This is a genomic window from Demequina flava (assembly GCF_000975035.1).
Lineage (GTDB): Bacteria > Actinomycetota > Actinomycetes > Actinomycetales > Demequinaceae > Demequina > Demequina flava.
Genome location: NZ_BBRA01000001.1, coordinates 1700545 through 1722714, shown reverse-complemented (window position 1 = coordinate 1722714; position 22170 = coordinate 1700545). Strand labels below are relative to the sequence as shown.

Annotated in this window: 21 protein-coding genes and 1 tRNA gene; 4 read left to right on the top strand and 18 right to left on the bottom strand. The window is 63.5% G+C overall.

The features are described from left to right. Nucleotide 1: 1 nt before the first annotated feature. The 5 genes from AOP74_RS08080 to AOP74_RS08060 all read right to left on the bottom strand — a co-directional run bounded on the left by AOP74_RS08080 (nucleotide 2) and on the right by AOP74_RS08060 (nucleotide 6545). A complete protein-coding gene (locus AOP74_RS08080) occupies nucleotides 2-1249 on the bottom strand; it encodes an AGE family epimerase/isomerase (protein ID WP_061961762.1) in 1248 nt (415 codons plus the stop codon). 116 nt (nucleotides 1250-1365) lie between these two features. Then, a complete protein-coding gene (locus tag AOP74_RS08075; RefSeq protein WP_236683761.1) occupies nucleotides 1366-3351 on the bottom strand; it encodes a right-handed parallel beta-helix repeat-containing protein in 1986 nt (661 codons plus the stop codon). Between the two features lie 53 nt (nucleotides 3352-3404). Continuing rightward, a complete protein-coding gene (locus tag AOP74_RS08070) occupies nucleotides 3405-4301 on the bottom strand; it encodes a carbohydrate ABC transporter permease (protein ID WP_236683760.1) in 897 nt (298 codons plus the stop codon). Continuing rightward, a complete protein-coding gene (locus AOP74_RS08065) occupies nucleotides 4294-5202 on the bottom strand; it encodes a carbohydrate ABC transporter permease (protein ID WP_061961761.1) in 909 nt (302 codons plus the stop codon). The genes AOP74_RS08070 and AOP74_RS08065 overlap by 8 nt, the downstream gene beginning before the upstream one ends. After that, nucleotides 5199-6545, bottom strand: a complete 1347-nt coding sequence (locus AOP74_RS08060) for an ABC transporter substrate-binding protein (RefSeq protein WP_201774302.1) — start codon at nucleotides 6543-6545, stop codon at nucleotides 5199-5201. The genes AOP74_RS08065 and AOP74_RS08060 overlap by 4 nt, the downstream gene beginning before the upstream one ends. A 209-nt stretch (nucleotides 6546-6754) precedes the next feature. On the opposite strand from AOP74_RS08060, the gene AOP74_RS08055 reads away from it, so the two are divergent. After that, complete coding sequence (locus tag AOP74_RS08055) at nucleotides 6755-7777, top strand: LacI family DNA-binding transcriptional regulator (protein ID WP_061961759.1); 1023 nt, start codon at nucleotides 6755-6757, stop codon at nucleotides 7775-7777. On the opposite strand, the gene AOP74_RS08050 is transcribed toward AOP74_RS08055, so the two are convergent. The 9 genes from AOP74_RS08050 to eda form a co-directional block, all read right to left on the bottom strand. After that, entirely contained in the window at nucleotides 7774-8148 is a 375-nt protein-coding gene (locus AOP74_RS08050; protein ID WP_061961758.1) for an MmcQ/YjbR family DNA-binding protein, read from the bottom strand. The two genes, AOP74_RS08055 and AOP74_RS08050, sit on opposite strands and share 4 nt — an antisense overlap. A 95-nt stretch (nucleotides 8149-8243) precedes the next feature. Next, complete coding sequence (locus AOP74_RS08045) at nucleotides 8244-8999, bottom strand: MBL fold metallo-hydrolase (RefSeq protein WP_061961757.1); 756 nt, start codon at nucleotides 8997-8999, stop codon at nucleotides 8244-8246. 4 nt (nucleotides 9000-9003) lie between these two features. Then, complete coding sequence (locus AOP74_RS08040) at nucleotides 9004-9327, bottom strand: hypothetical protein (RefSeq protein WP_061961756.1); 324 nt, start codon at nucleotides 9325-9327, stop codon at nucleotides 9004-9006. Nucleotides 9328-9476: 149 nt separating this feature from the next. Then, on the bottom strand, nucleotides 9477-10490 hold the full coding sequence (locus AOP74_RS08035) for an ABC transporter substrate-binding protein (protein ID WP_061961755.1): 1014 nt from the start codon (nucleotides 10488-10490) through the stop codon (nucleotides 9477-9479). 56 nt (nucleotides 10491-10546) lie between these two features. Continuing rightward, nucleotides 10547-11569 (bottom strand): ABC transporter permease, encoded by a 1023-nt coding sequence (locus AOP74_RS08030; RefSeq protein ID WP_082096126.1) that lies wholly within the window; start codon nucleotides 11567-11569, stop codon nucleotides 10547-10549. Next, on the bottom strand, nucleotides 11566-13110 hold the full coding sequence (locus AOP74_RS08025) for a sugar ABC transporter ATP-binding protein (protein WP_152649221.1): 1545 nt from the start codon (nucleotides 13108-13110) through the stop codon (nucleotides 11566-11568). The genes AOP74_RS08030 and AOP74_RS08025 overlap by 4 nt, the downstream gene beginning before the upstream one ends. A 341-nt stretch (nucleotides 13111-13451) precedes the next feature. Then, entirely contained in the window at nucleotides 13452-14444 is a 993-nt protein-coding gene (locus tag AOP74_RS08020; protein ID WP_061961753.1) for a LacI family DNA-binding transcriptional regulator, read from the bottom strand. Nucleotides 14445-15070: 626 nt separating this feature from the next. Beyond that, complete coding sequence (locus tag AOP74_RS08015; protein WP_061961752.1) at nucleotides 15071-16174, bottom strand: sugar kinase; 1104 nt, start codon at nucleotides 16172-16174, stop codon at nucleotides 15071-15073. Nucleotide 16175: 1 nt separating this feature from the next. Further along, nucleotides 16176-16865, bottom strand: a complete 690-nt coding sequence (eda, locus tag AOP74_RS08010) for a bifunctional 4-hydroxy-2-oxoglutarate aldolase/2-dehydro-3-deoxy-phosphogluconate aldolase (RefSeq protein ID WP_369345496.1) — start codon at nucleotides 16863-16865, stop codon at nucleotides 16176-16178. Between the two features lie 218 nt (nucleotides 16866-17083). Here eda and AOP74_RS08005 point away from each other — a divergent pair, with 218 nt between their 5' ends. Together AOP74_RS08005 and AOP74_RS08000 are read left to right on the top strand one after the other, a co-directional pair. Next, a complete protein-coding gene (locus AOP74_RS08005; protein WP_061961751.1) occupies nucleotides 17084-18055 on the top strand; it encodes a LacI family DNA-binding transcriptional regulator in 972 nt (323 codons plus the stop codon). 91 nt (nucleotides 18056-18146) lie between these two features. After that, nucleotides 18147-18219: transfer RNA gene (locus tag AOP74_RS08000), tRNA-Arg, on the top strand. Nucleotides 18220-18313: 94 nt separating this feature from the next. On the opposite strand, the gene AOP74_RS07995 is transcribed toward AOP74_RS08000, so the two are convergent. From AOP74_RS07995 to AOP74_RS12060, 3 genes are all read right to left on the bottom strand, one after another. Then, entirely contained in the window at nucleotides 18314-18559 is a 246-nt protein-coding gene (locus AOP74_RS07995) for a hypothetical protein (RefSeq protein WP_152649220.1), read from the bottom strand. Nucleotides 18560-18591: 32 nt separating this feature from the next. Beyond that, nucleotides 18592-19461 (bottom strand): aldo/keto reductase, encoded by an 870-nt coding sequence (locus tag AOP74_RS07990; protein ID WP_061961749.1) that lies wholly within the window; start codon nucleotides 19459-19461, stop codon nucleotides 18592-18594. Nucleotides 19462-19532: 71 nt separating this feature from the next. Beyond that, nucleotides 19533-19877, bottom strand: a complete 345-nt coding sequence (locus AOP74_RS12060; RefSeq protein ID WP_061961748.1) for a flagellar basal body-associated FliL family protein — start codon at nucleotides 19875-19877, stop codon at nucleotides 19533-19535. Between AOP74_RS12060 and AOP74_RS07980 the strand changes: the two genes are divergently transcribed. Beyond that, nucleotides 19876-20823 (top strand): patatin-like phospholipase family protein, encoded by a 948-nt coding sequence (locus AOP74_RS07980; RefSeq protein WP_160297472.1) that lies wholly within the window; start codon nucleotides 19876-19878, stop codon nucleotides 20821-20823. The two genes, AOP74_RS12060 and AOP74_RS07980, sit on opposite strands and share 2 nt — an antisense overlap. Here AOP74_RS07980 and ald read toward each other — a convergent pair. Continuing rightward, nucleotides 20747-21841: an alanine dehydrogenase gene (gene ald / locus AOP74_RS07975; protein ID WP_061961746.1), complete on the bottom strand. Its 1095-nt coding sequence runs from the start codon at nucleotides 21839-21841 to the stop codon at nucleotides 20747-20749. The two genes, AOP74_RS07980 and ald, sit on opposite strands and share 77 nt — an antisense overlap. Nucleotides 21842-22170: the final 329 nt, after the last annotated feature.

The window sequence follows — 22170 nt, the reverse complement described above, 5'->3', positions numbered from 1 at the left end:
GTCAGCGTGAGCCGAGCCCACCTTTGAGCTTCAAGGCGGTGGCGAAAGACGGCACCGTCGGAAGCTCTGGCAAGACCACTGCCTGGTAGGCGTGGTAGACGTCTGGCTTGCCCGGCCACACAGTGCCCGCGGGCCGGTTTTCTGGGTCGAGCTCGTGATGCCACGAGCCCCGCTCGTGGTCGATGAGGTGCGCGTCGGCATACGCCCACCACTCACGTTCGGCGTCCCGATAGGCCGGGTCGCCCGTGAGCGCGTGGAGCACGGACGCCGTGGCCGTGGCTTCGGCGAGCACCCAGTGCATCCGCTCGCGCACGACGGGAACGCCGTCCCAATCGGTGGTGTACACAAAGCCCAGAGCACCGTCGACATCCCAACCGTCCGCGACGGCACGCACGTAGAGCGCAACTGCAGCATCGCGCAAACCTTCTGGAGCATCGGCCCTCAAAGTCAGCGACACCGCAACCAAGAGGCGCGCCCACTCCAGACCGTGCCCCACCGTTGCCCCGTAGGGGCGGAACGGGTGCGCGGGCTGATCGCGGTTGAGCTCCAGGAGCGGACGCCACTGCTCGTCGAAGTGCTCAGGGATGCGCCACTGATTGTCGCGAGCCCAGTCCGCGACGCGGGCTGCGATGCGGCCGGCACGTTCATGCCAGATGTGGTCGCCGGTCACGTCACCGGCGGCGAGGTACGCCTCCACTGTGTGCATGTTGGCGTTGACGCCGCGGTAGGGGTCCAGGACCGACCACTGCGCGTCCCATTCCTCGAGGGACAGCCCCTGGTCCTCATCCCAGAACCGCGCCTCGGAGACCGCGAGCGCGTCTGTGAGAAGGCTCTGTGCCCCCTCGATGCCGGCCGCGGTTGCTGAGCTTGCGGCCAGAACGACGAATGCGTGCCCGTATGCCTGCTTGGTGGTGACAACAGGACCGCTGTCGTTGACAGAGGCGAACCACCCGCCATGGGCGTCGTCGTGAAATGCGCCCTTGAGCGATGCGACGCCGTGAGCTGCAGCGCCGAGGAGCGCGTCCCGACTCACATCGCCGGGGTGATCGTGCTCGCCGGCCAAGAGCCCGAGCGCGGCGACGTGCGTCATCCGGCAGGTGATCCACAGTTCACTGCCTCGATCTGCATCAACGCTGCCATCAGTGGTCAGGTACCCGAAGCCCTGCTCGGTGCGTGCCTTCGGCACCCAGTTCAGGAGTTCAGAGCGCTGCAACGCAAGATAGCTAGGACTACCGGGAACGTGGGTCATGACTTCTCCTCATACAAAGCGCGGCACGAGTACCGCGGGCCAGGACGGGGAGGTTGTCGCGCATGTCTCCTCCACCGGCCTGGCGCCGGGTTTTCGCGGTCCTACTGTTGAACTCACTACCAGATTCGGTGTTGCTGAACTCCTTCTGTCAATCCGGCGAGGGGGCCCGCAGGATTGTCGTTGACGCCAGTCTTGTGCGTCCCGATCAGGTCAGTGTCCAAAACCACGGTCGATCCATCAGGGTTCTCGAAATCTGCCGACGGGTAGTAGGCAGGACGCAGGTCAGGACCCGAGATCACAGCTTGCCGCGATGCCGCGAAGCCCGCGGGGAGCTCGAGCTTGAGGTAAACCTCGTCTCCATTCTCCTCGATCGCAAAGCCGAGCATCGAGTCGCCGTCCAGAGCGATGGGATCTGTCTCGTGCCGATAGGCCTGTGCGCGAGCTGCGTAGACGTTGCGCTCGATTTGGACCGGGCGCGCGATGCCGTGGTAGCGCTCATGGTCGCTGGCTTCGAGGTCGATTGCCGCCATGAACACTTCCCAACTCGGATCCATTGCGTCGTAACCCGACGTTCCAAAGCTTGCCTGTTCGAACTGCGACGTGCCTGGCGTGTAGGCGTCTTCTAGGGATCCTGCGAGGAAGATGTTCGCGATAAAGCGGTCGTCGCCACCGGTGATGGCAGCAAAGCCCGCCACCTGGGTGCTGTGAGGCACGTGATAGGGCGTGGGCCTCTCCATGACGGGCTCCAGTCGGACGGCACCGGCGATCAAGTTATTGATGTAAGCGCCACCCTGGCTGACAACCTCGAGCGCAGCAGCGGACCCAAAGATGTTGTGGTCGATGAGGTGCGGACCGTGGGAGACCTCAATGAACACATCGCGGGTGTTGCGGTACAGAACGTTGCGGGACATCCGCGTGCCCTGAGTTTGCCAGTCGAGCCATACGCCCAAGGTGCAGTCGTTGATGCGGTTGTGCTCGATCACAGTGTCGAGTGCAGCATGGAACTTGATTCCGCCAATTTCGTGACCGAAGAACTCTCGCTTGAGGGCAATCCGTTCAATGTGGTTGTCGGAGATCGTCGAGAATGCGCAACCCATATGCCCAACGACGCCGGCCTGCCCACAGTCGAAGATGTGGTTGCGGCGAACGATGTGTGAACCGATGCTCTCGCGGTCCCAGCCAATCCGGATTGCCTGAAATACCGTCTCGATTTGGTAGAGGTAGCCGGGCTTGTCGCCACGCTCAGTGAAGAAGTGATGCCCAGTGGACCCTTCCTTCCCCAACGAGATCCCGACACACTTCGCATCGTGAATCTCGTTATCCTCGATGACCCAGCCCTTTGCCCAATTAGGCCCAATTAAGCCGGGCTGGTCCGCCGTAGGCGGCGCCCAAGGCGACGCTGACTGCGCGAGCTCAAATCCGCGGACGGTGATGTAATCCATGTGGTGCTCGACGGGTGAAAAGACCGAGCGGCGAACGTTGATCTCGGTGAGTTCGCTGTTTGGGTCCACTTCTCCAAAGTTTGCCCACACTACGGTCTCGTCGTCACCGACCTCGGCGAACCAGAACCGACCCGTGCTACCAGCCTCTGGCCGCGTCACCGCAACTCCGGACCAGCCGTCCACTGTCGTGTCGCGGGCCGTCGGATGCAGTACATCGTCCAGGACATCCGCTTCGTAGAGGCTCGCGCCGTTGACATAGACATCGCCGAGATGACGGTGAGGTGAGTCTTGAGTCGGATACAGGGCCCAGTCTCCAATGACCTCTTCGTTGAAAGGGTTGAACTCGCCAAAGAGCGCATTGGGGACCGATACCTTCCAAGCCCCCTCTCCCACGGGCTCCCAGTCGGTCACCACTTCGGAACCCTTGATAGCGACACGCTCGCCGCGCGCAGCGGTGTAGGTGATCCGCCGGGTCTCACTCAGCCCAGCACGCTGGGGGCGTACCCACTCGCGATAGACACCTTCGTGAACAATGACGGTGTCCCCCGGCATCGCAACCGCCGCGGCGTGATTGATGGTGAGGAAGGGTGCGTCCGCAGAGCCATCGGCACGGTCGGACCCGCTCTTTGATACGTGCAGTTCAGTGGCCATAAGTTCCATGGCTCCTTTCAAAAGGTCAATGATTAGAAGATGTCAGGTCGCCTTAAGACCCGCTACTTGCCGAAGCCGGCGGTCATACCTGCGAGCAGCTGGCGGCGACCAAGGATGTACAGCGCGATCACCGGGAGACTCGACAACACCACCGCTGCAACCACCGCGGGAACGTTGATCGTGAACAGGCCCTGGTACGTGGTGAGCGCGAGCGGAAGGACCCGCTTGTCTTCGCTCTGCGTCAAGATCAGGGGGAACAGGAATCCGTTCCACACGTTCAGGCCGCTGTAGATCGCTACCGTGACGATCGCCGGACGCGCCAACGGAAGTGCCACTGACAACATGGCCTTCCACTCACTCGCGCCATCGATCCGCGCCGCCTCAAACAGCGAGCGCGGGATATCGCGCAGGAAGTTCACGAGGATGAGCACCGCAATCGGCAATCCAAACGCCGCGGACGGCAAAATGATGGCGATGAGGCTGTCGTACAGGCCCATCTCCACGATCAACAGGTAGATCGGGATGATGGTGGCCTGCAACGGAATGGCGAGGCCCAGCAGCAGGACGCTGAATGTCGCCTTCGAGATTCCCTGTCCGTTGCGGGCGATCGCATATGCCGCCAGGAACCCACACGCGACAATCAGGGCTGTTGCAAAGACCGTCACGATCGCGGAGTTGGCAAGGTATCGCCAGAAGTCGTTCTCCAGCACCAGCGCGTAGTTGTCGAGCGTGGGGTCAGAAGGAAACGCCAACGGCTTGTCGGTGAAGAACGTCGCCTGGGTCCTGAAGCTTGTCAAGACGAGCCAGTACAACGGGATCGCGACGATCGCGAGCCACACAAACGACAGGATCCCGCCCGCCACATTGGGCTTCTTGCGAGTCACCCGGGCCGGCTGGCTGCGAATGATCTTTACGGAGGAAGACTTCCGAGTCTTGGTGTCGGCCATGCCGTCACTCACCTTCCGCCTGGCTCTCCATGCGGGAGAAGCCTGACAATCGTGTAATGGTCAGTGACAGGGTCATGCCGACGACGGCAAGAACGACCGCGATGGCTGAGGCAAGGCCCATCTGGTTGGCCACGAATCCGGTTTGGTACATCGCCAGCGGCAGGATGCGCGTTGCGTCGCCGGGTCCACCCTGAGTCAAGATCCAGATGACGTCGAAGTACGTGAGCGCACCCACCAACATCAGCATCGACGAGGTCACGATCGTGTACTTCATCTGCGGAACCGTGATCGAGAAGAACTGGCGCACGCGGCCAGCGCCGTCCAGCGCAGCTGCCTCATACATCGACTGAGAGATCTGCCGTGCTCCACCTTGGTAAAGCAACGTGTGGAACGGGATGAACTGCCACGCGATGATCAAAGTCACCGTGATGAAGGCGAGGTTGGGGTCGCCCAACCAGTTCTGGTCGAGGAACGGAATCGCACCACTCGAGAAGAGCCCGAAGTTGGGATCCAGGAGGTTGCGCCAGGCAATCGCGATGGCGGCCGACGACAGAAGCAACGGCACAAAGTAGATGACCGCGAGGATCTCTCGATAGCGCTCACGTCCCGCGAGGAACACACCCAACAACATGGAGATCGGGGTCTGGATGATCCACGACAGCACCATCAAGCCGACGGTCAGCCAGATCGAGTGTGCGATCGAGGAGTCCGTGACGACCGTCGCCCAGTTGTCGAGGCCGACCCATTCCGGGGTGCCGAGACCGTTCCACTTTGTGAAACTCAGCCCCAGCGCAATGAACAGCGGAACGATGGCAAAGAACCCGAACATCACCAGTGCGGGAACACTCAGGGAGGCCGGCGGGCCGACGCGGTACTTCTTCGCGGCGGCCCGCCGGGTTGCGAGGACTGTCATCCCTGCTGAGCCACCTCATTGAGGTTGGCAGCGAACTCCTCAGGCGTGATTTCCAGGAGGAAGACCTTCTCAAGGTTGTTGAGCAGTGCGTCTGCCTGGACCGCGTCGAGCGCCTGATCCCACGAGAGCTGGAAGTTGCCGGCGTCCTCGGCGCTGGAGTAGACGAACTCGTTCCACTCAGGCGCAGAAGTCTCGGCGAGCTTGTCCTCAAGGCCCGAGATCGGAGGAACGGCCCCGGTGTCCATCAGGTCATCGATGTAATCATCCGACATCACACCGTGGAGCAGCCAGTCAGTCGCAGTAGCCTTTTCCTCGTCCGTGGAGTCAGCGGTGATCGAGAAGTACGACGACAGGTTGCCGGTCACGTTGGAGGCATCGCCTGCGCCTCCCTCAACCGCAGGGAAGGTCGACCAGGTCATGTCACCGGAAGTCACGAAGTCTTCAGCGGCAGTCAGGTAGGTGCCGGAATATGCCCAGGCGCCCTGCAGCTGCATAGCCGCCTTGCCGGTGTAAACGAGCGCTTCGGCTGCGCCCTGGTTCGCGTCAACTGCCGAGAAGCCGTCGACGAATCCGCCGGCTTCCACGAGGTCCTGAATCATGCTTGCGGCCTCGATGATCGCGGGGTCCATCCACGCGTCAGGCTCACCGGCGACAACAGCGTCGAAGACCTCGGGGCCGCCGACGCGGTCCGTAAGGTACGCGATCCACATCAGGTAGGGCCACTTGCTCGCGCCACCGATGGAGACCGGCGCGACGCCCGCTTCCTGTAGGACGGGGACGGCTGCCATGAGTTCATCCCACGTCGTGGGCACAGCCACGCCTGCGTCATCCAGGACCGGCTGGTTGATGTAGAAGACCACCGGCTGAACGCCGTTGAGGGGGACACCATAGATCTCGCCGTCGACGGTGCCACCAGATAGGACGGCTGGGAAGATGCGGTCACGCAGCTCAGGCTCGGCGTCAAGTGCCGCTTGAAGCGACTCGACAGCGCCTTCGTTGACATATTCGGCCAGACCGCCGCCGCCCCAACCTGAGAAGATGGCGGGTCCTTCGCCAGCGCTCACCGCAGTGCGGAGCTTCTGCTTGTAGGGGTCGTTCTCGAAGACCTGCATCTCGAGTTCGCCGTTGCCGGCGGAGTTCCAGTCAGCGATCGACGCCTCAAGGACTGAGTCGGTGCCTGCTGTGACCCAGATGGTCGCGGATCCAGCGCTGGCTTCGCTACCGCCACCAGCCGTTGCGCTGCTGTCAGTCTCGTCACTGTCGCCGCTGCTTCCGCAGGCTGCCAGCGTCAGCGCGAGTCCGCTCGTTGCTGCCACCAGGCCAAGGGTTCGTTTGCCCTTCATGAACATGTACTGCTCCTCACATCATCGTGATCTCGAGTTAGAACGCCGAGCGATCTTTCGAAAAGTCTTCGCAAGTTTGCGCAACGTTGTTCGCAATGTACGACGTGTAGCAAGAACCTGTCAAGCGCAGCGGGCGAAGTCCACAAGGTCGTGGCCGATTCGTAACGTTGCCAGTACCTTCCGTAAGGGAGAGCAAGGGGGCATTCACAATGACGTCAGAGGCCACAGAGAAGCGCCGCCCGACACTCAAAGACATTGCGGACCAAGCGGGCGTCTCGGTGCCTACCGTGTCGAAGGTCGTCAAGGGCCGCGCGGACGTCAGCCCCGAAACTCGAGCGAGAATCTCCGCAATCTTGCGTGAACACGACTACGTCCCACGCACCGCACCCGCAACCTCTTCCCAACGCACCATCGTGGTTGCCTTTGACGCACTCGACAACGCCAACAACCTCGCGCTCCTTCGCGGAGTCCTCGAACACGCTCAGCATGCGGGCGTTCACGTGGTGACAAAACTCACTCCCAGCCGGTCCGAGGGGGAATGGTCCCAGGCGCTTGTGAGCGCAGACCACCTTGGAGTCATCCTGGTCACGTCCCGTCTTGACAAGGAACAGCAAGAGGCGCTCAGCGACGCGCACATCCCACTTGTGGTCATTGACCCCGTCAACACGCCGGCCGACGGGATTCCGTCAGTGGGCGTGAACAGTTTTACTGGCGGATACGCAGCGACGAAGCACCTGATCGACCTTGGCCACGAACGCATCGCGTTCATTGGCGGAAGGGCGAGCGAGTGCGCGGATGCGCGCCGTGCCGGTTACTACCACGCGCTGCGGGAGGCAGGCATCGAAGTACCCGGCACCTATGACCAGCCGGGAAACTTCCTGTTCGAGGACGGCCAGGTTGCGGGCCGCAAGCTCTTGGATATGCCTGAAGCCCCAACTGCGATCTTCGCGTCCAATGACCTTGAAGCGCTCGGTGTATTGGATATCGCGCACCTCAAGGGCATTCGTGTTCCTTCGGAACTATCCGTTGTGGGATTCGACGACAGCATGCAGGCCATTTCCGCGGCCCCCCACCTCACAACTGTCCGGCAGCCGTTCGACGAGATCGGTGCCACTGCTGCGCGACTTCTGCTGCAGTCGATCGGGAACGAACCTCTGTCGAGCAAGCGACTGGAGTTGGCAACAGAGCTCATCGTGCGCGACTCCACCGCGCCGCCTGCTTCAACCGCCTAGAGACCCAGCTCAGCCTGCACGTACTTGGGCAGCGCGGCCTTGACGATCTCGTAAGCACCCAACAGCGCCTCGCGGGAGACCAGCCGCGGTATGCAGTCGTCGTCAAGCGCTATGGACACCCACAGCCGCTTGTTGGCGTAGTAGCCGGGATTGATGCCTTCGTACTCCTGCACAAGAGCAGCGTTGTCGTCCGGGTCGCCCTTGAGCGTCAGTATTGGCCGCCCGCCGGAGTCAGTCCCCACGCGCCCGAAGTGCTTGCCGGCGACCTGCAGGGTTTGGGACCCCCAGTCGGGATGCGGCACCACATCCGTGCCCGGTAAGGCCTCAAGCGTTTCGAGGATCCATGGGTCTACATCCGGCATCGTCGTCATGCCTGTCACGCTAAACCATCCCTCCTGCCGCGCAGCAGGTGCTGAATGCCCAAAACTGGCCCATTTGGGCACTGGGCACCTGCTGGGGTCCGGCTCTACAGCTCGATCCGCTCTCCGCGCTCCACGAGCGTGAGGCGATCGGCCTGGTCATGGTCCGTGAACCACGCCACGAAGTCCTCGCGCGGCTGCGAGAAGTGCGCCCAGTCCTCGACGTGCACGGGAACCAGGGCCGCCTCAGGCCACAGGGAGCCGATGCTGGCCGTGCGTTCCGCATCGACCGTCAGCAGGGCATCGCCAAGCCGGTCAATACGGGCGGCGCCGGCAAATACCAGCGCAAGCGCGACATCCGGGAAACGCTGTGCGACCTGCTCGACGACACTCACCTCTGAGTTGTCGCCGGAGATGTAGACGGTGGGGTGGCCAGGCGCCTCTAGGACGAAGCCGGTGACGTCCCCGAGGTGCGGGGCAACGTCGTCAGGACCGTGTTGCGCGGGCACCGCCGTCACCGTGATGGTCTCGCCGCCGCCCAGCAAGTCGGTGCTCTCCCACGCCTCAAGGCCCATCGCGCGCCCAAGGCGCTGAGCGCCACTCGGAGTCGTCAGCACTTGCTGGACCTCGGTGAGGATCGCGCGGCCGGCGATGTCGAGATTGTCGTCGTGCTCATCGTGGCTGAGGAGCACCGCGTCCAGCGGCCACAGGTCCTGCGGGTCCACCGCCGGGCCGGCGGTCTTGGCGAGATTGCCATACTCCCCCGGCGGGTCGAACGTGGGGTCAGTCAGGAGGCGCTGACCGGCGTATTCGATGACGACAGTGGGTCCGCCGATGAGGGTCAAAGCAACAGGGTTGTCCATGCACTCAGTCAAGCACCTCGACGGCTGTCACCACGCATTGGACCGGGAAGGACTCGGCGCATACATCGGTCCACACCGCGATTGCGTCGCCGGCCTCGATGTCGCTCGCGGCCTTGGCGCTCCCGCCGACCGGAACCTCGTCACCTACGACAAACGTGGTGCCCTCGAAGTACTCGTAGCCCACGTCCGGCACAAACGAGATGGCGACGTCGCCGTCCTGGGCAGCCACAGCATCGGCCGTCCCCACCGCTTCCGGGTCCGACTCCGGCAACGGCGAGCCACAAGCCGCAAGCGCAACTGCAATGGGAACCAGCCACGTCCGTCTCATAACTCGGACCTTACCGCCGGTGAGGCGTCTCACAACTGCGCTCGAGCCGTGTCCAGACACAGCAATGGCGGGTGCGCCCCGAGAGGAGTAGCGCACCCGCCATTGGTGAACGGAACTATCAGGAGCCCCAACCGTGCCCCTGACGCTTCTTATTCGTAGAGGACCGCAGCAATCTCTGGGTCGTCGATGTTGTCAGCGTTGTACCAGTAGAAGCCGGTGTCGATCGTGGAGGGAAGGGTCTCACCATTCATCGCCTCAACTGCTGCCTTCACAGTCTCGTAGCCGATTCCGACGGGGTTCTGCGTGATGGCGCCGTACATGGAACCGTCACGGATGGCGTCCATCTGAGCCTGACCGGAGTCAAAGCCGACGACGATCAGCTGGTCAGCCGGGAGCGCGAGCTCCTTGACGGCCTGGACAACACCGATCGCGGAGCCCTCATTCGAACCGTAGATTCCGTCGAGCTCCGGGTTTGCGCTGATGATCGCCTTGGCGAGGTCAGCAGACTCTGCCTGGTCACCGCCGCCGTACTGGGTGTCAACGATCTCGACATCGGGAGCGTTCTGCTCGATGTACTCGATGAAGCCATCGCGACGGTCCACACCGGTGACGCTGGTCTGGTCGTGAACGATCAGGGCGACTTCACCCTCTCCGCCAATGGCTTCCACCATCTGCTTGGCGGCTTCGGCTGCAGCAGCCTTGTTGTCAGTCGATGCGGTCGTCACCGGGATGTCGCTGTCGACACCGGAGTCGAACGCCACCACGGGGATATCCGATGACTGTGCCTGCTCGAGCAGCGGCCCAGCGGCCTGCGAGTCAAGCGCGGCAAAGCCGATGGCGTCGGGGTCGCGGTCAAGGGCGGTCTGCAGCATCTGGATCTGCTGGTCGACGTCAGCTTCGGTGTCGGGGCCTTCGAACGTGATTTCCACGCCGAACTCCTCGGCGGCCTGGTCTGCGCCTGCGTTCACGGCCTGCCAGAACTGGTGCTGGAAGCCCTTCGAGACGATCGCGACGTATGGCATCTCTTCGCTGGTCGCAGCGCTTGAGTCCGCCTCGGCACTCATCGTGTCGTCGCTACCTTCATCCGAGGATGAGCAACCGACGAGCGCGAACGACATCGCGGCCACACCGGCAGCGAATCCTGTGAGGTGATTCTTCTTCATTATTGCTCCTTTGCAATGGGTGTAAATATGGGGTGAAAGTTGAGGTTCAGTGCGCGTTATGCGGCCTTGCGGCGACGCAGCATGTCGACATAGACCGCTGCAAGAATGACGATGCCGACTGCGACGGACTGCCACTCCTGTGGGACGGAAATGATGCGCAGGCCGTTGGTGAGCACCGCCATGATGAGCGCACCCACGACCGTTCCGATGATGGATCCCTTACCGCCCGCGAGCGAGGTTCCACCGATCACGACGGCGGCAATCGCCTCAAGCTCGAGGCCAAGGCCACCGGTGGGCTGTGCCGAACTCAGTCGCGATGCGGCCAACACGCCAGCCAGTCCGACGAAGAGACCGGATACCGTGTAGATGATGACCTTCCACTTGCGCACGTTCACTCCGGACAACTGAGTGGCGGCCTCGTTGCTACCAATGGAGAAGGTGTAACGACCGAGGACCGTCTTGGACAGCAGGAACCACGCCACCACCATCGCCGCAATAAAGAATGCGACGCCTAGCGGGAAGCGCGTGCCAGGGATGATCGGCAGGTTCATGATGTCGCCGAAGGCTGGCGTGTCATTGAAGTAGATGGGGCGGGTCCCAGAGATCACCAGCGACAGTCCGGAAGCGATCAGCATCATGCCCAAAGTGGCGATAAACGGGGGGATCCCGAGAATCGACACGTTGATGCCGTTGATGAATCCGATCAACGCTCCAAAGGCGATTGCGGCAAGCACACCGAGCCAGATGGGCCAGCCCCAGTAGGTGAGGAACACACCCGTCATGACGCCGCACAGGATCATGCCGGTTCCGATGGACAGGTCAATACCACCGGTGATGATCACGAACGTCGTGCCGAGCGCCAGGATGCCGGTCACCGTTGCGGCGGTCAGAATGCTGATCAGGTTGTTCGCGGTCAGGAAGTGAGGGCTCAGGAACGAGAACACCGCGATGATCACAATGAGGCTCGCGAAGGCGAGCAGTTGCTGGATCGAGCCCCGCGCTGACTGCTTGAGGTGATCGAATCGCGAGGGTTCCGTGGAAGATGCCTGATCGTTCTTCGTTGCGGTCTGCGTCATCATGCCACCGCCTCAGTGGTCGCGTGGGTCGCGTATTCCATGAGTGTCTCCTGGGTTGCGTCTTCGTTAGGTACGGTCGCGGTCAGGCGGCCGTCAGCCATCACCGCGATGCGGTGAGCAAGTCTGATGAGTTCGGGAAGGTCGGATGAAATGACGATGATGGCTTTGCCCTCATCTGCGAGCTGTTGCAACAAGCCATAGATTTCTTCTTTGGCGCCAACGTCGATTCCGCGTGTGGGCTCATCAAAGATAAGGATGTCGCTGTGGTGTTCGAGCCACTTCGCGATCGCGATCTTTTGCTGGTTTCCGCCCGAGAGGTTGCGCACAACCTGCGTCGTCGACGGCGTCTTGATGCGGAGCGCCTCAACGTGCTCGCGAGCCGCCTTGTCCATGCGCCGCATGTCGACCACGGGCCCGCGAGTGAACCACTTAAGCGACGGTAACGCGATGTTCTCGCGCACATCACGCTCGACCAGCACACCGAGGCCCTTGCGGTCTTCAGACAGATAGCCGATGCCGAGGTCGGCTGCCGTAGCCGGGTTCGGGATCCGCTTGGCGGTGCCGTTGACCTCGATCGTTCCGCTGGTCATGGGATCTGCACCGATGATGGCTCTAGCCAGCTCGGTGCGACCTGCGCCCATGAGGCCGGAGAAGCCGAGAATCTCGCCGCGCCTGGCCTCAAACGAGATGTCCTTTAGCAGCGTCGCGGTGCTCAGACCGTCGACGCGCAGCGCGACGTCACCCACCTTGGCAGGCGGCTGCGGACGCTGCTCGACCTTGATCTCCCGTCCCACCATGAGCGCCACGATCTGAGAGTTCGATGTCTCAGCCATCGAGGCGGCACCGGCGTTCTCACCATCCCGCAACACAGCGATCGAGTCCGCGATCTGAGGCAGTTCAGGGAGGCGGTGGGAGATGTAGATCACGCCGGTCTCGGGGCTGATGAAGCGGCGGATGAGGTCAAACAGCGTCGCAACCTCAGCGTCGTTCAACGCCGCCGTCGGCTCGTCCATGATCAGGACTTTGGCGTCGTAGCTGAGGGCCTTCGCGATCTCCACCATCTGTTGCTGTGCGACCGACAGCGACCCCACAAGTGCATCGGGATTGAGTTTCAAGTCCAACCGCTGGAGGAGTTCAACAGTCTGGGTGCGCAGCTCCTTGTCCGAGAGCACGAATCCTGCTCGGCGCGGCTCGCGACCAATGAAGATGTTCTCCGCGACGGTGAGGTCAGGCATCAGGTTCAGTTCCTGGTGAATGATGCTGATTCCGAGTTCCTGCGCATGCTTGGGCGAGGACGGCTCGAAGGCTTCGCCGTTGAGTTCAAACTTTCCGGTGTCCGGCGTGTAGATACCGGACAGCAATTTCATGAGCGTGGACTTGCCTGCGCCGTTTTCACCAACCAACGCGAGCACTTCGCCGTGCTTCACGGTGAGGTCGACATTGCCCAAAGCTTGAACGCCGGGGAAGGCCTTGCTGGCACCTCGAACAGCCAATAGTGGTGCATGATCTTCACGCGCGCCGTTCATTGGTGTCGTCGTTGACATCCGTACTCCTCATTGAGTTCGATCCTGGGGACGGACCGCGTCGAAGCGATCCAAGAAATCGATTCATCGCACCATAGGGAAGCAATCTTGACCGTGTCAAGTGAGACTTCACGATGCGAGATCTTCGTAACGCGGTTGTGACCTATGGCACGCGCAGCTATGCCCGAGTATTCGACCCGAACACAAACTGGAATGCCGCACAAGGAACGCATGAGCTGGGCGATCGTGGGCGCAGGGACACTCTGCCCTTTGAGGCAAAATTCCTTGCCGTTGGCTTGGGTAGCGAACTCAAGCGTGAGTCACCACGGCTGCTTCGTCGCCGCGTTCCCAGTGTGCGTAGATCACCGAGTCGCGCGGCGTGAACTCTCGCGCACGACCAACCGCGTCGGCAGGACCTCGTGGCACGGTGTTCCACTCACGTCGCCACGGATGCGGTCTGTCAGCAGGCGGGCGGCACGGGCCCCAATCTCGTATGCGGGTTGTTCCACGACCGACATCGGCGGTGCCATGAGCGGCGCCCACGGTGTGTCATCGAACGTCAGGACGCCCATGTCAACCCCCGGGCGCAACCCCCGCCGCCCCAGTTCAGCCAGTACTCCCAGAGCCATCTGCTCGTTGGAAATGAACAGCGAGTCAAGCTCAGGGTGGCCGTCAAGAAGTTCCGCAGCCGCAGCCGCACCACCCTCGCGGTCGTAGGTCCCGTGCGCGATGGTTGCGGGCACCCCCGCCTCCTCAACTGCGTCGCGATAGCCATCGGCACGCCACCACGCGGTCTCAATATCCCGCGGGCCCCCGCAGCAGCCAGGCCTTTCCCAGCCAGCCTCCAACAAATGTGCGGTGGCTTCCCGGGCGCCGGTGCGAGAGTCAGTGGTAATGGAGTCCACCTTGTCGCCGAGATGACGGTCGATCGCCACGACGGGAATCCCACTGTCAACCACGAGGGAGACATCGGCGTCTTGACTGTGTGGGGCGATCACCACGCCTGCGACGCGCTGTGCCTCCGCGATGTCGAGATACATCGCCTCCTTGGCGGAGTCCTCGTCTGAATTGCATAGCAAGACCGACAGCCCCGCCTCCCGAGCGACGTCCTCGACTCCGCGCGTGATTGCAGTGCAGAAGTTGTTGCCCACGTCAGGGATGATCAGGGCAACCACATCGGTGGATTGCCGGCGCAAACTGCGCGCGACGCGATTAGGGCGATACCCCAGGGCTTCCGCGGCTTCACGAACACGGTCGAGGTATTCCTGCGTCACCGTAGGGTCGCCGTTGAGCGCTCGAGACACCGTGGAAGGTGCGACGCCAGCCGCACGCGCGACGTCCACTATCTTCACCATACGAAAACCCCTCACGCGTGCGTCGTTGCCAGCAGGTACATCCTAGGGGCCGCCTCGCAAACCCATGGCAAGGCCCCCAGGAATCGATTTTCACTGTACCCAATCGAGACGGTTTAGCGAATCCCAGCCATGCCGCTACGGCCTCGCGCGGGACGGTCGAGGCGGGACAGTTAGGCAGTCAGCTTGGACGAGCGCCGCATGACGAGTTCGGGCTGGAACACGACGTGCTCACGAGTAGCGCCCGCCTCGAGTTCGCGCTCCTTGAGTAGGAGCTCCACTGCAGTAGAGCCGATGCTGTGGCGCGGCTGACGTACCGACCTGATCGGGGATGGAAGTTGCTGGGGACTCCACCTTTGCCAGGCAAGCCGGGCACAAGGACAGCTGCCGAGTATCCATCTAGGGTCCGCGCGTTTCGCGCGGCCCAGCAGGTCCTCAGTGTCCAAAAATGGCCTGATAGAGCACTGGGCACCTGCTAGCGCACACGAGTGCGCATGGGAGCGCGCAAAGGGCACGAGCATCGGGCCGGCCACCGGAGCGCGCGCACCGCAGCCACCAGACAGCAACAAGCCCACCTGCCCCTGGTCCACACACAGCCCAGGGACGGGCGGGCTTGTTTTCGTTTGCTGCTAACGGTCGACGCGCGCGCCCCCACCTGCAGCAAGCTTGTGCACCTCGGCCTTGGTGGCCATGGTGGTGTCGCCAGGGGTCGTCATCGCGAGAGCGCCGTGCGCGGCGCCAAGGTCGACGGCACGCTGAAGGGTCTCGCCTTCGAGGATTCCGTGGACCAGGCCGGAAGCGAAGGAGTCTCCCCCACCCACGCGGTCGAGAATCTCGAGCCCATCGCGCTGAGTGGAACGCACCACGCCGGTGTCGCGCGACCAGGCCAGCGCTCCCCAGTCGTTGACGGTGGCGGTCTTCACGCCGCGCATCGTCGTCGCGATCACCTGGAAGTTCGGGAACGCCTCCGCAGCAGTCTCGATCATCGAGGCGAAACCAGACACGTCCAACTCTGCAAGCGACTCATCAACGCCGGGAACCTCGAAACCGAGTGATGCCGTGAAGTCCTCCTCGTTACCGATCATCACATCCACGTGCGGAGCGATGGCCCGGTTGACCTCCTGCGCCTTCTCGATTCCGCCGATCGCCTTCCACAGCGACGGACGGTAGTTGAGGTCGTAGGACACGACGGTTCCGTGACGGTGAGCTGCCTCGACGGCGGCAATCACGGTCTCCGCGGCCGTGTCAGACAGAGCGGCGTAGATGCCGCCAGTGTGCAGCCACCGAACACCCAGCTCGCCAAAGAGGTGGTCAAAGTCCACGTCCTCGGCGGTCAGCTGCGACGCAGCCGTGTGACCACGATCGGACACGCCCACCGCTCCGCGCACACCGAAACCGCGCTCGGTGAAGTTCAAACCGTTGCGCACGCCACGACCGATGCCGTCGTAGTCCTTCCACACCAGGTTGGATGTGTCGACGCCGCCGGCAAGGATGAGGTTCTCGACCAGGTGGCCTACCTCGTTGTCCGCGAGCGCGGTCACGATCCCGGTGCGGTACCCGAAGGCACGGGACAGCCCACGCGAGACGTTGTACTCACCGCCGCCCTCCCACGCCGTGAAGGACCGCGCAGTGCGAATGCGCCCCTCACCCGGATCCAGGCGCAGCATGACCTCGCCCAGCGACACCGCGTCAAAGCGGCACTGCGCCGCGCTCTTGACGTTCAGAACAGACATCTCAGGCCTCCTTACCTAGCAGCGCCACGGCCTCGGCCACGAGCGACTGCACTTCATCGAACTTTCCACTTCGCACCGGGTCCCTGGGCACCATCCACGAGCCGCCAACGGCGTGAACAGCCGGGATGGACAGGTACTCGTGCAGGTTCTTAGGGCCGATGCCGCCGGTAGGTACAAATGTCACGTCACCAAAGGGGGCGGCAAGGGCCTTCAGGGCTGGCGCACCGCCGGAGGTTCCAGCCGGGAAGAACTTCACCGTGGTGACGCCCAGCTCGAGTGCGGCCATGACCTCGGACGCCGTCACGGCACCGGGCAACGCGAGCACACCGCGCTCGTGGCAGCGCTCCACCACCGCTCGCGACAGGCCCGGCGACACCACGTAGGACGCACCAGCATCCACCGCGGCGTCAACCTGAGCGGCGTTCAGCACCGTACCCGCCCCCACCAGCATGTCGCCCCGCGCGGACATGGCAGCAATAGCGTCGGCCGCTGCGGCCGTGCGGAAGGTCACTTCGGCGACCGGAAGCCCCCCGGCGACCAAAGCATCGGCCAGGCCGCCCGCATCCTTCGCGTCGTCGAGCACCACGACGGGCACCAGACGGTGCACGCCCAGGGCCTCGTGAACCCCGCGCCCGCTCCCGTCTGCATCCCTCGTTGTGGCTGAACCCTCACCGTTGATTGCTTCCACCACGACTCCTTGTCCGAGTTGACCGTCTCACCATTGAAACAAATGAATGCGCTTTCATGCGCTGGTCTCCACTGTCCCACGTACCCGCCTTTCAGGCAAGTGGGCCCTGCCCGCAGACGCCGAAAGCGCGCTAGAATCTTGCCCACGGCTGGGTCAGATCGCTGAGCCGTGGCCGTGAAACCGCATTCACGCAGCGTACTTAGACACTCCGGGAGGTTCCTGTGACGACGTTGCGAGATGTGGCACGCGCAGCCGGAGTCTCCGCCGCGACAGCTTCCCGCGCACTCAGCGCGCCCGACAGCGTTTCCCCGGCCAAGCGCCAACGCGTCGAGGACGCCGTTGCCGATCTGGGATACCAACCCAACCGGTCCGCGCAGGCATTGGCCTCTGGCCGACACCAGCACTTTGGTCTTGTCCTACCGGACCTCGCTAACCCATCATTCGCGGCTATCGCCAAAGGCGTGCAAGAGGGCGCGCGCCGTGACGGATACGCCGTGCTTGTGGCCGACACGGATGAGGATCCCCGTGCTGAGCGCGCGATGGTGCGTGACCTCCAGCCGAGCGTCGAGGGCCTCATTCTGTGCTCACCCAGAATGACCGACGATGAGATCCGAGAGTGCGCCGACTCCGGACCAGTCGTCCTGGTGAACCGCGAGGTTGACGAGCTGGCGTCGGTGACATTTGACTCCGGCAGCGGAGTATCGCAGGCGCTGCGTCACCTGAGAGCGCTCGGCCACAAGAGCGTCGCCTACGTCGGCGGACCCGCCGCCTCATGGTCAGACGCACAACGACGCCTCGCGCTGGCAGACGCAAGCGATATCGAGGTCTCCGACGTGGGCCCGCATCGCCCGCTCTACCAAGGTGGCGTCGCCGCGGCGGACCTCGCGCTCGCCACAGGGTCGACCGCGATCCTTTGCTACAACGACCTTCTCGCGCTCGGCGTCTCGTCTCGACTGCGTGCACGCGGACTGAGCATCCCTACGGACGTCTCCGTGGTGGGATTCGACGACATCAGCGCCGCGACCTACGTCGAGCCGCAGCTCACAACGGTGGCGATTCCGCTGACGCGTGCAGGCCAGGAGGCCACCTCGCTTCTGTCGCAGGTGCGCGCAGGCACGGCCGAACACCAGCAGTTGCGCCTGCCCGTCGATCTCGTGGTTCGCGATTCAAGCGGGCCAGCACCTATTTCCTAGCACTCAGGCCGGCCCAGCTTGCACCCGATTCGCAAGCACGGCGCGCCCCTTGGCTGCTGGTAACCTTGACCCTCGCGGGTCCGCCCGCATTGCCCCCGTAGCTCAGCGGATAGAGCGCCGGTTTCCGGTACCGAAGGTCGCAGGTTCGATTCCTGTCGGGGGCACGTTGCATGCTCGCGACACATACGCTGAGGGGCACACTGAAAGGTGTGGATCCCCTCAGCGTTGTCGGGCAGGCAGACTCCCGATCGCGCAGGACTATCCGCGCTTGATCAACTTCGGAATCACCACGACGAGCACGGCACCCGCGAGCGCTTCCGCCGCTGCGAAGCCCGGGGTATCGACCACATCGCCCAGCACGCGCCGCACTCCCTTATCGAGCAAGCGCCGCTTGCCCGAGAACTGAGGATCTTCCCCCGACTGTGCGAGAGAGACGATGCCGTGGTTGAGCATCGCCAGGCCTGCCGTGCGGGTCATGGTGATCACCAGGCGTGAAGGGTTCATGGCGACAGTCTGACACTACGAGGAAGACCGCGCTACGCGTCCAACGTGGGACGCAACTGCTCCATCTCGTCATCCGTGAGCGTGATCTCGCTCGCACCCGCGGAGTCAAGAATTGAGCTGGGACGCGATGCTCCGGGAATCGGGATGACGTGATCGCCCAAACCCAACTCCCAAGCCAACACGACCTGCTGCGCTGAGATACCCCGAGCATCGGCCACATGCTGGAACGGCAGGAACCGCGTGCCCACGTCTCCGGCCTTGCCGATTCCGCCCAGCGGGCTCCACGGGATGAACGCCACGCCAAGTTCGCCGCACAACTCGAGCTCGTCGTAGCTCGAAACGAACGCTGGCGAGAACTGGTTTTGGACCGAGGTCAGGCGGCCGCCGAGGACGTCGTGCGCCTCGCGAATCTGCTCCACGTTCGCGTTGGAGACACCCGCCATCTCGATGACTCCCTCGTCGAGGAGTTCAGCGAAGGCGCCCACGGAGTCCGCGTAAGGAACGCGAGGGTCGGGGCGGTGGAATTGATGCAGGCCGATGCTGTCGCGGCCCAAGCGCTGCGCCGTGGCCTTGGCAGCTTGCTTGAGGTAGGCGGGGTCGCCGTTGATGGCCCACGTTCCGTCGCCGGGCCGGACGTGACCAGCCTTAGAGGCGACGAGGACCTCGGACTTGTGGTGCGGGTAGCTGACGAGTGCGCGGGCGATGAGCGCCTCGTTGTGGCCGGCCTCACCGGGGTGCTGGTGATAAGCGTCGGCGGTATCGATCAGAGTGACACCGGCGTCGAGCGCGGCGTGGATCGTGGCGATTGACCGGGCCTCATCTGGCCGGCCCTCGATCGACATGGGCATGCCGCCTAGTCCGATCGCTCCGACTGTCCGCTTGCCCAGCTGACGCTGCTCCATGGCCGCTCCTCACGCATTTTCTCTCATGCGAACGTACCCGGCGGCGGCCCATTGCTCAAACCCGCGGAATGCTACAGGTCTTGTACGGCGTCTCCGACCAGCTCCGCGTCGAAGCCGCCGTCGTCGAGTTGCTGCGCATCGCACCCGCCGAAGGTGCCGTCGTCGAACTCCCATGCGATCGAGATCACACCGTCTTCATCGGGCCCAGATACGTCGCCCCTGGCGATCTCCGGCAGCCCGGCCTCAACGGCCATCTCCTCGCACACTGCGATCGCGTCCTGTTCCACCGTGGAAACGTCCGAACCGAGGAAGAACCACAGGATCGCGCCAATGATCACCACGAGTGCGACAGCGAACGCGCCGAGCAGCGGCCCCCAACTGCGCGGAGCCTCCCCGTTCCCAGAAACTTCAGTCATGCCTGACAGACTACGGGCGCTCACGGGGAAGGTTCCCTACGATGGCGGCATGGAGACTGTCGAAGACTTGCGATATTCGCCCCGTGTGGGGCTGGCACTGGGTGGCGGCGGGGCCTTGGGTGCCGCGCATGTGGGCGTCCTCCAGGTGCTTCACGAGCGGGCAATTGTTCCCAGCATCATCGTGGGCACCTCTGCCGGTTCGATTGCCGGCGGCGCCACCGCGCTCGGAATCGACCCACATGACCTCGAACGGCGCATCCTGCGCTGGGGCTGGTCGACGTTTGGCACGTGGACTCCCAAGCCTGGCTTAGGGCTCTTGACGGCCGATGCGCTTCACCAGCGGATCCGCAACGTCACCGGCGGAGATGTTCAGATCGAAGACCTTCCGATTCGCTTCGCGGCGGTCGCGACGGATACTGACTCCCGTGAGGCCGTCGTCGTGGATCACGGCTCGCTGTCCGCAGCGGTGGCGGCGTCGATCGCCGTTCCGGGGGTCTTCCGTCCCGTCGAGATCGAGGGCCGGCAGCTCCTTGACGGCGGACTCGTCCAAAACCTCCCGATTGAGGCGGCACTTGGGCTCGGTGCCGAACATGTCATCGCGGTCAGGGTCGCGCCCGAATGGGACCTGCCTGGATTTGAAACGAGCTTCGACGTCCATGAATACGAGATCCGCTCGGACGTCACCGTGCTCAGCCCCAAGCTCGCCAATCGTTCCCAGTGGCAGGTACGAGACCTGCAGACCATGGTGAGACTAGGGCGCGAGGCGGCCGAGTGGGAGTTCTCGGACTACCCAGTCGTGAACGAACGTCCGGAACCGCCGCAGCCCACGCCCGAGGAGCTTGAGTCATCGGAGGCGCCTACGCTCGACATCACGCCAGATCAGCCGGAAGGTGTGGAAATGCCTCATGAACGGCACGGTTTCGGATCTTTCCTGCATCGGCATTGAGACCGCGCATGAGCACTGGATCAGCATCCAGTGCGGCCGCACCGTGATCGGCCAGCCCCTTCACGTACGGAAGCGAGGCATGCACGAGCGCCTGGGTCGCAGTCGATCCCACTGCCGCGGGCATGTTGGCGACGCAGTACAGCTGTGAGCCACTGACCTCGAAGACCGGGTCCCGGTGCGTCGTGGGACGCGAGTCCTCGACGCACCCGCCTTGATCGATCGCGATGTCGACCAGCACGGATCCGGGCTTCATCGACTCGATCATCGCATGCGTCACCACGACGGGCGCGGGACGTCCCGGCACCAGCACGGCGCCAATCACCACGTCCGCCTGTGCCACCTGCTCCCCCACGGCTTGCGGTGTCGACTCAACTGTTGTGACCGCGTCTCCGAACCGCTCCTCGAGCGCTGCCAACCGGTCGGTCGCGATATCCATCACAACAGCATCGGCCCCCGCATCGATCACTCTCTCCAACGCCGCGGTGCCCGCGACCCCGGCGCCAATGACCACAACACGCGCAGGTGGCACCCCTGGCGCCCCCGCAAGGAGGAGTCCGCGGCCACCGTAGGGGCTGAGGAGGTGGTGCGCGCCCTCGAGCGCTCCCACCGCGCCAGCGATCGCGCTCATGGGAGTGAGGATGGGCAGTGCACCGTCATCTGTCTGAACGGTGTCGTAGGAAATCGCCGTCGTGCCCGCTTTGCACAGCGCGGTGGCAAGTGGCTCGTTCGCGGCGAGGTGCAGGAATGTGAAGAGGATCGAGTCACTCAGCAGGTCGAACTCGCTGGGCTGGGGCTCCTTCACCTTGAGCACAAGGTCCGCGCCCCACGCAGAGGCCGCGTCGGGCACCAACTGGGCGCCCACTGCGGCAAAGTCCGCGTCTGGGATCCCGGCCGACGCGCCTGCGCCCACCTGAATTGCCACCTGATGGCCAGCATCGGTCAATTCCTTGACCGCCTCAGCAGTCAGGGCGACACGTGTCTCGTTGCTCTTTACTTCCCTGGGGACGCCGATTCGCATGCCCCACCTCCTCGTGAGTCGAGCCGGCGCACATTCCAAGGGTGGTAAATGACGCCCGGTAACACCAGCGTGCCAAATGATGCGTTGTCGCGCCTGGTAGCCGCGACCGACACGCCCGTGGCCGTGTGCAACCCCGCACGTTGAATACTCCCCTCCCGCGTTCCAGTAGGGCATCTGGGTCACATTCTTGGAGAAAAGTGACGCTAGAGCCCTACTGGGGTGGGGGCCTGCGAGTGTGCGGCGGGCGCGGCGCTCTGGGGGCGGGCGACGAACTCAACGAACCGAAGCACCCGACAACGACAAAGGGCCGCACCCCGTCTGGGATGCGG

Bases quoted from the DNA above. Each gene is read 5' to 3' on its own strand.
- AOP74_RS08080 (WP_061961762.1), bottom strand. From the start codon at position 1,249: ATGACCCACGTTCCCGGTAGTCCTAGCTATCTTGCGTTGCAGCGCTCT.
- AOP74_RS08075 (WP_236683761.1), bottom strand. From the start codon at position 3,351: ATGGAACTTATGGCCACTGAACTGCACGTATCAAAGAGCGGGTCCGAC.
- AOP74_RS08065 (WP_061961761.1), bottom strand. From the start codon at position 5,202: ATGACAGTCCTCGCAACCCGGCGGGCCGCCGCGAAGAAGTACCGCGTC.
- AOP74_RS08060 (WP_201774302.1), bottom strand. From the start codon at position 6,545: ATGAAGGGCAAACGAACCCTTGGCCTGGTGGCAGCAACGAGCGGACTC.
- AOP74_RS08055 (WP_061961759.1), top strand. From the start codon at position 6,755: ATGACGTCAGAGGCCACAGAGAAGCGCCGCCCGACACTCAAAGACATT.
- AOP74_RS08050 (WP_061961758.1), bottom strand. From the start codon at position 8,148: ATGACGACGATGCCGGATGTAGACCCATGGATCCTCGAAACGCTTGAG.
- AOP74_RS08045 (WP_061961757.1), bottom strand. From the start codon at position 8,999: ATGGACAACCCTGTTGCTTTGACCCTCATCGGCGGACCCACTGTCGTC.
- AOP74_RS08040 (WP_061961756.1), bottom strand. From the start codon at position 9,327: ATGAGACGGACGTGGCTGGTTCCCATTGCAGTTGCGCTTGCGGCTTGT.
- AOP74_RS08035 (WP_061961755.1), bottom strand. From the start codon at position 10,490: ATGAAGAAGAATCACCTCACAGGATTCGCTGCCGGTGTGGCCGCGATG.
- AOP74_RS08030 (WP_082096126.1), bottom strand. From the start codon at position 11,569: ATGATGACGCAGACCGCAACGAAGAACGATCAGGCATCTTCCACGGAA.
- AOP74_RS08025 (WP_152649221.1), bottom strand. From the start codon at position 13,110: ATGTCAACGACGACACCAATGAACGGCGCGCGTGAAGATCATGCACCA.
- AOP74_RS08020 (WP_061961753.1), bottom strand. From the start codon at position 14,444: ATGGTGAAGATAGTGGACGTCGCGCGTGCGGCTGGCGTCGCACCTTCC.
- AOP74_RS08015 (WP_061961752.1), bottom strand. From the start codon at position 16,174: ATGTCTGTTCTGAACGTCAAGAGCGCGGCGCAGTGCCGCTTTGACGCG.
- AOP74_RS07995 (WP_152649220.1), bottom strand. From the start codon at position 18,559: ATGAACCCTTCACGCCTGGTGATCACCATGACCCGCACGGCAGGCCTG.
- AOP74_RS07990 (WP_061961749.1), bottom strand. From the start codon at position 19,461: ATGGAGCAGCGTCAGCTGGGCAAGCGGACAGTCGGAGCGATCGGACTA.
- AOP74_RS07980 (WP_160297472.1), top strand. From the start codon at position 19,876: ATGCCTGACAGACTACGGGCGCTCACGGGGAAGGTTCCCTACGATGGC.
- AOP74_RS12060 (WP_061961748.1), bottom strand. From the start codon at position 19,877: ATGACTGAAGTTTCTGGGAACGGGGAGGCTCCGCGCAGTTGGGGGCCG.
- ald (WP_061961746.1), bottom strand. From the start codon at position 21,841: ATGCGAATCGGCGTCCCCAGGGAAGTAAAGAGCAACGAGACACGTGTC.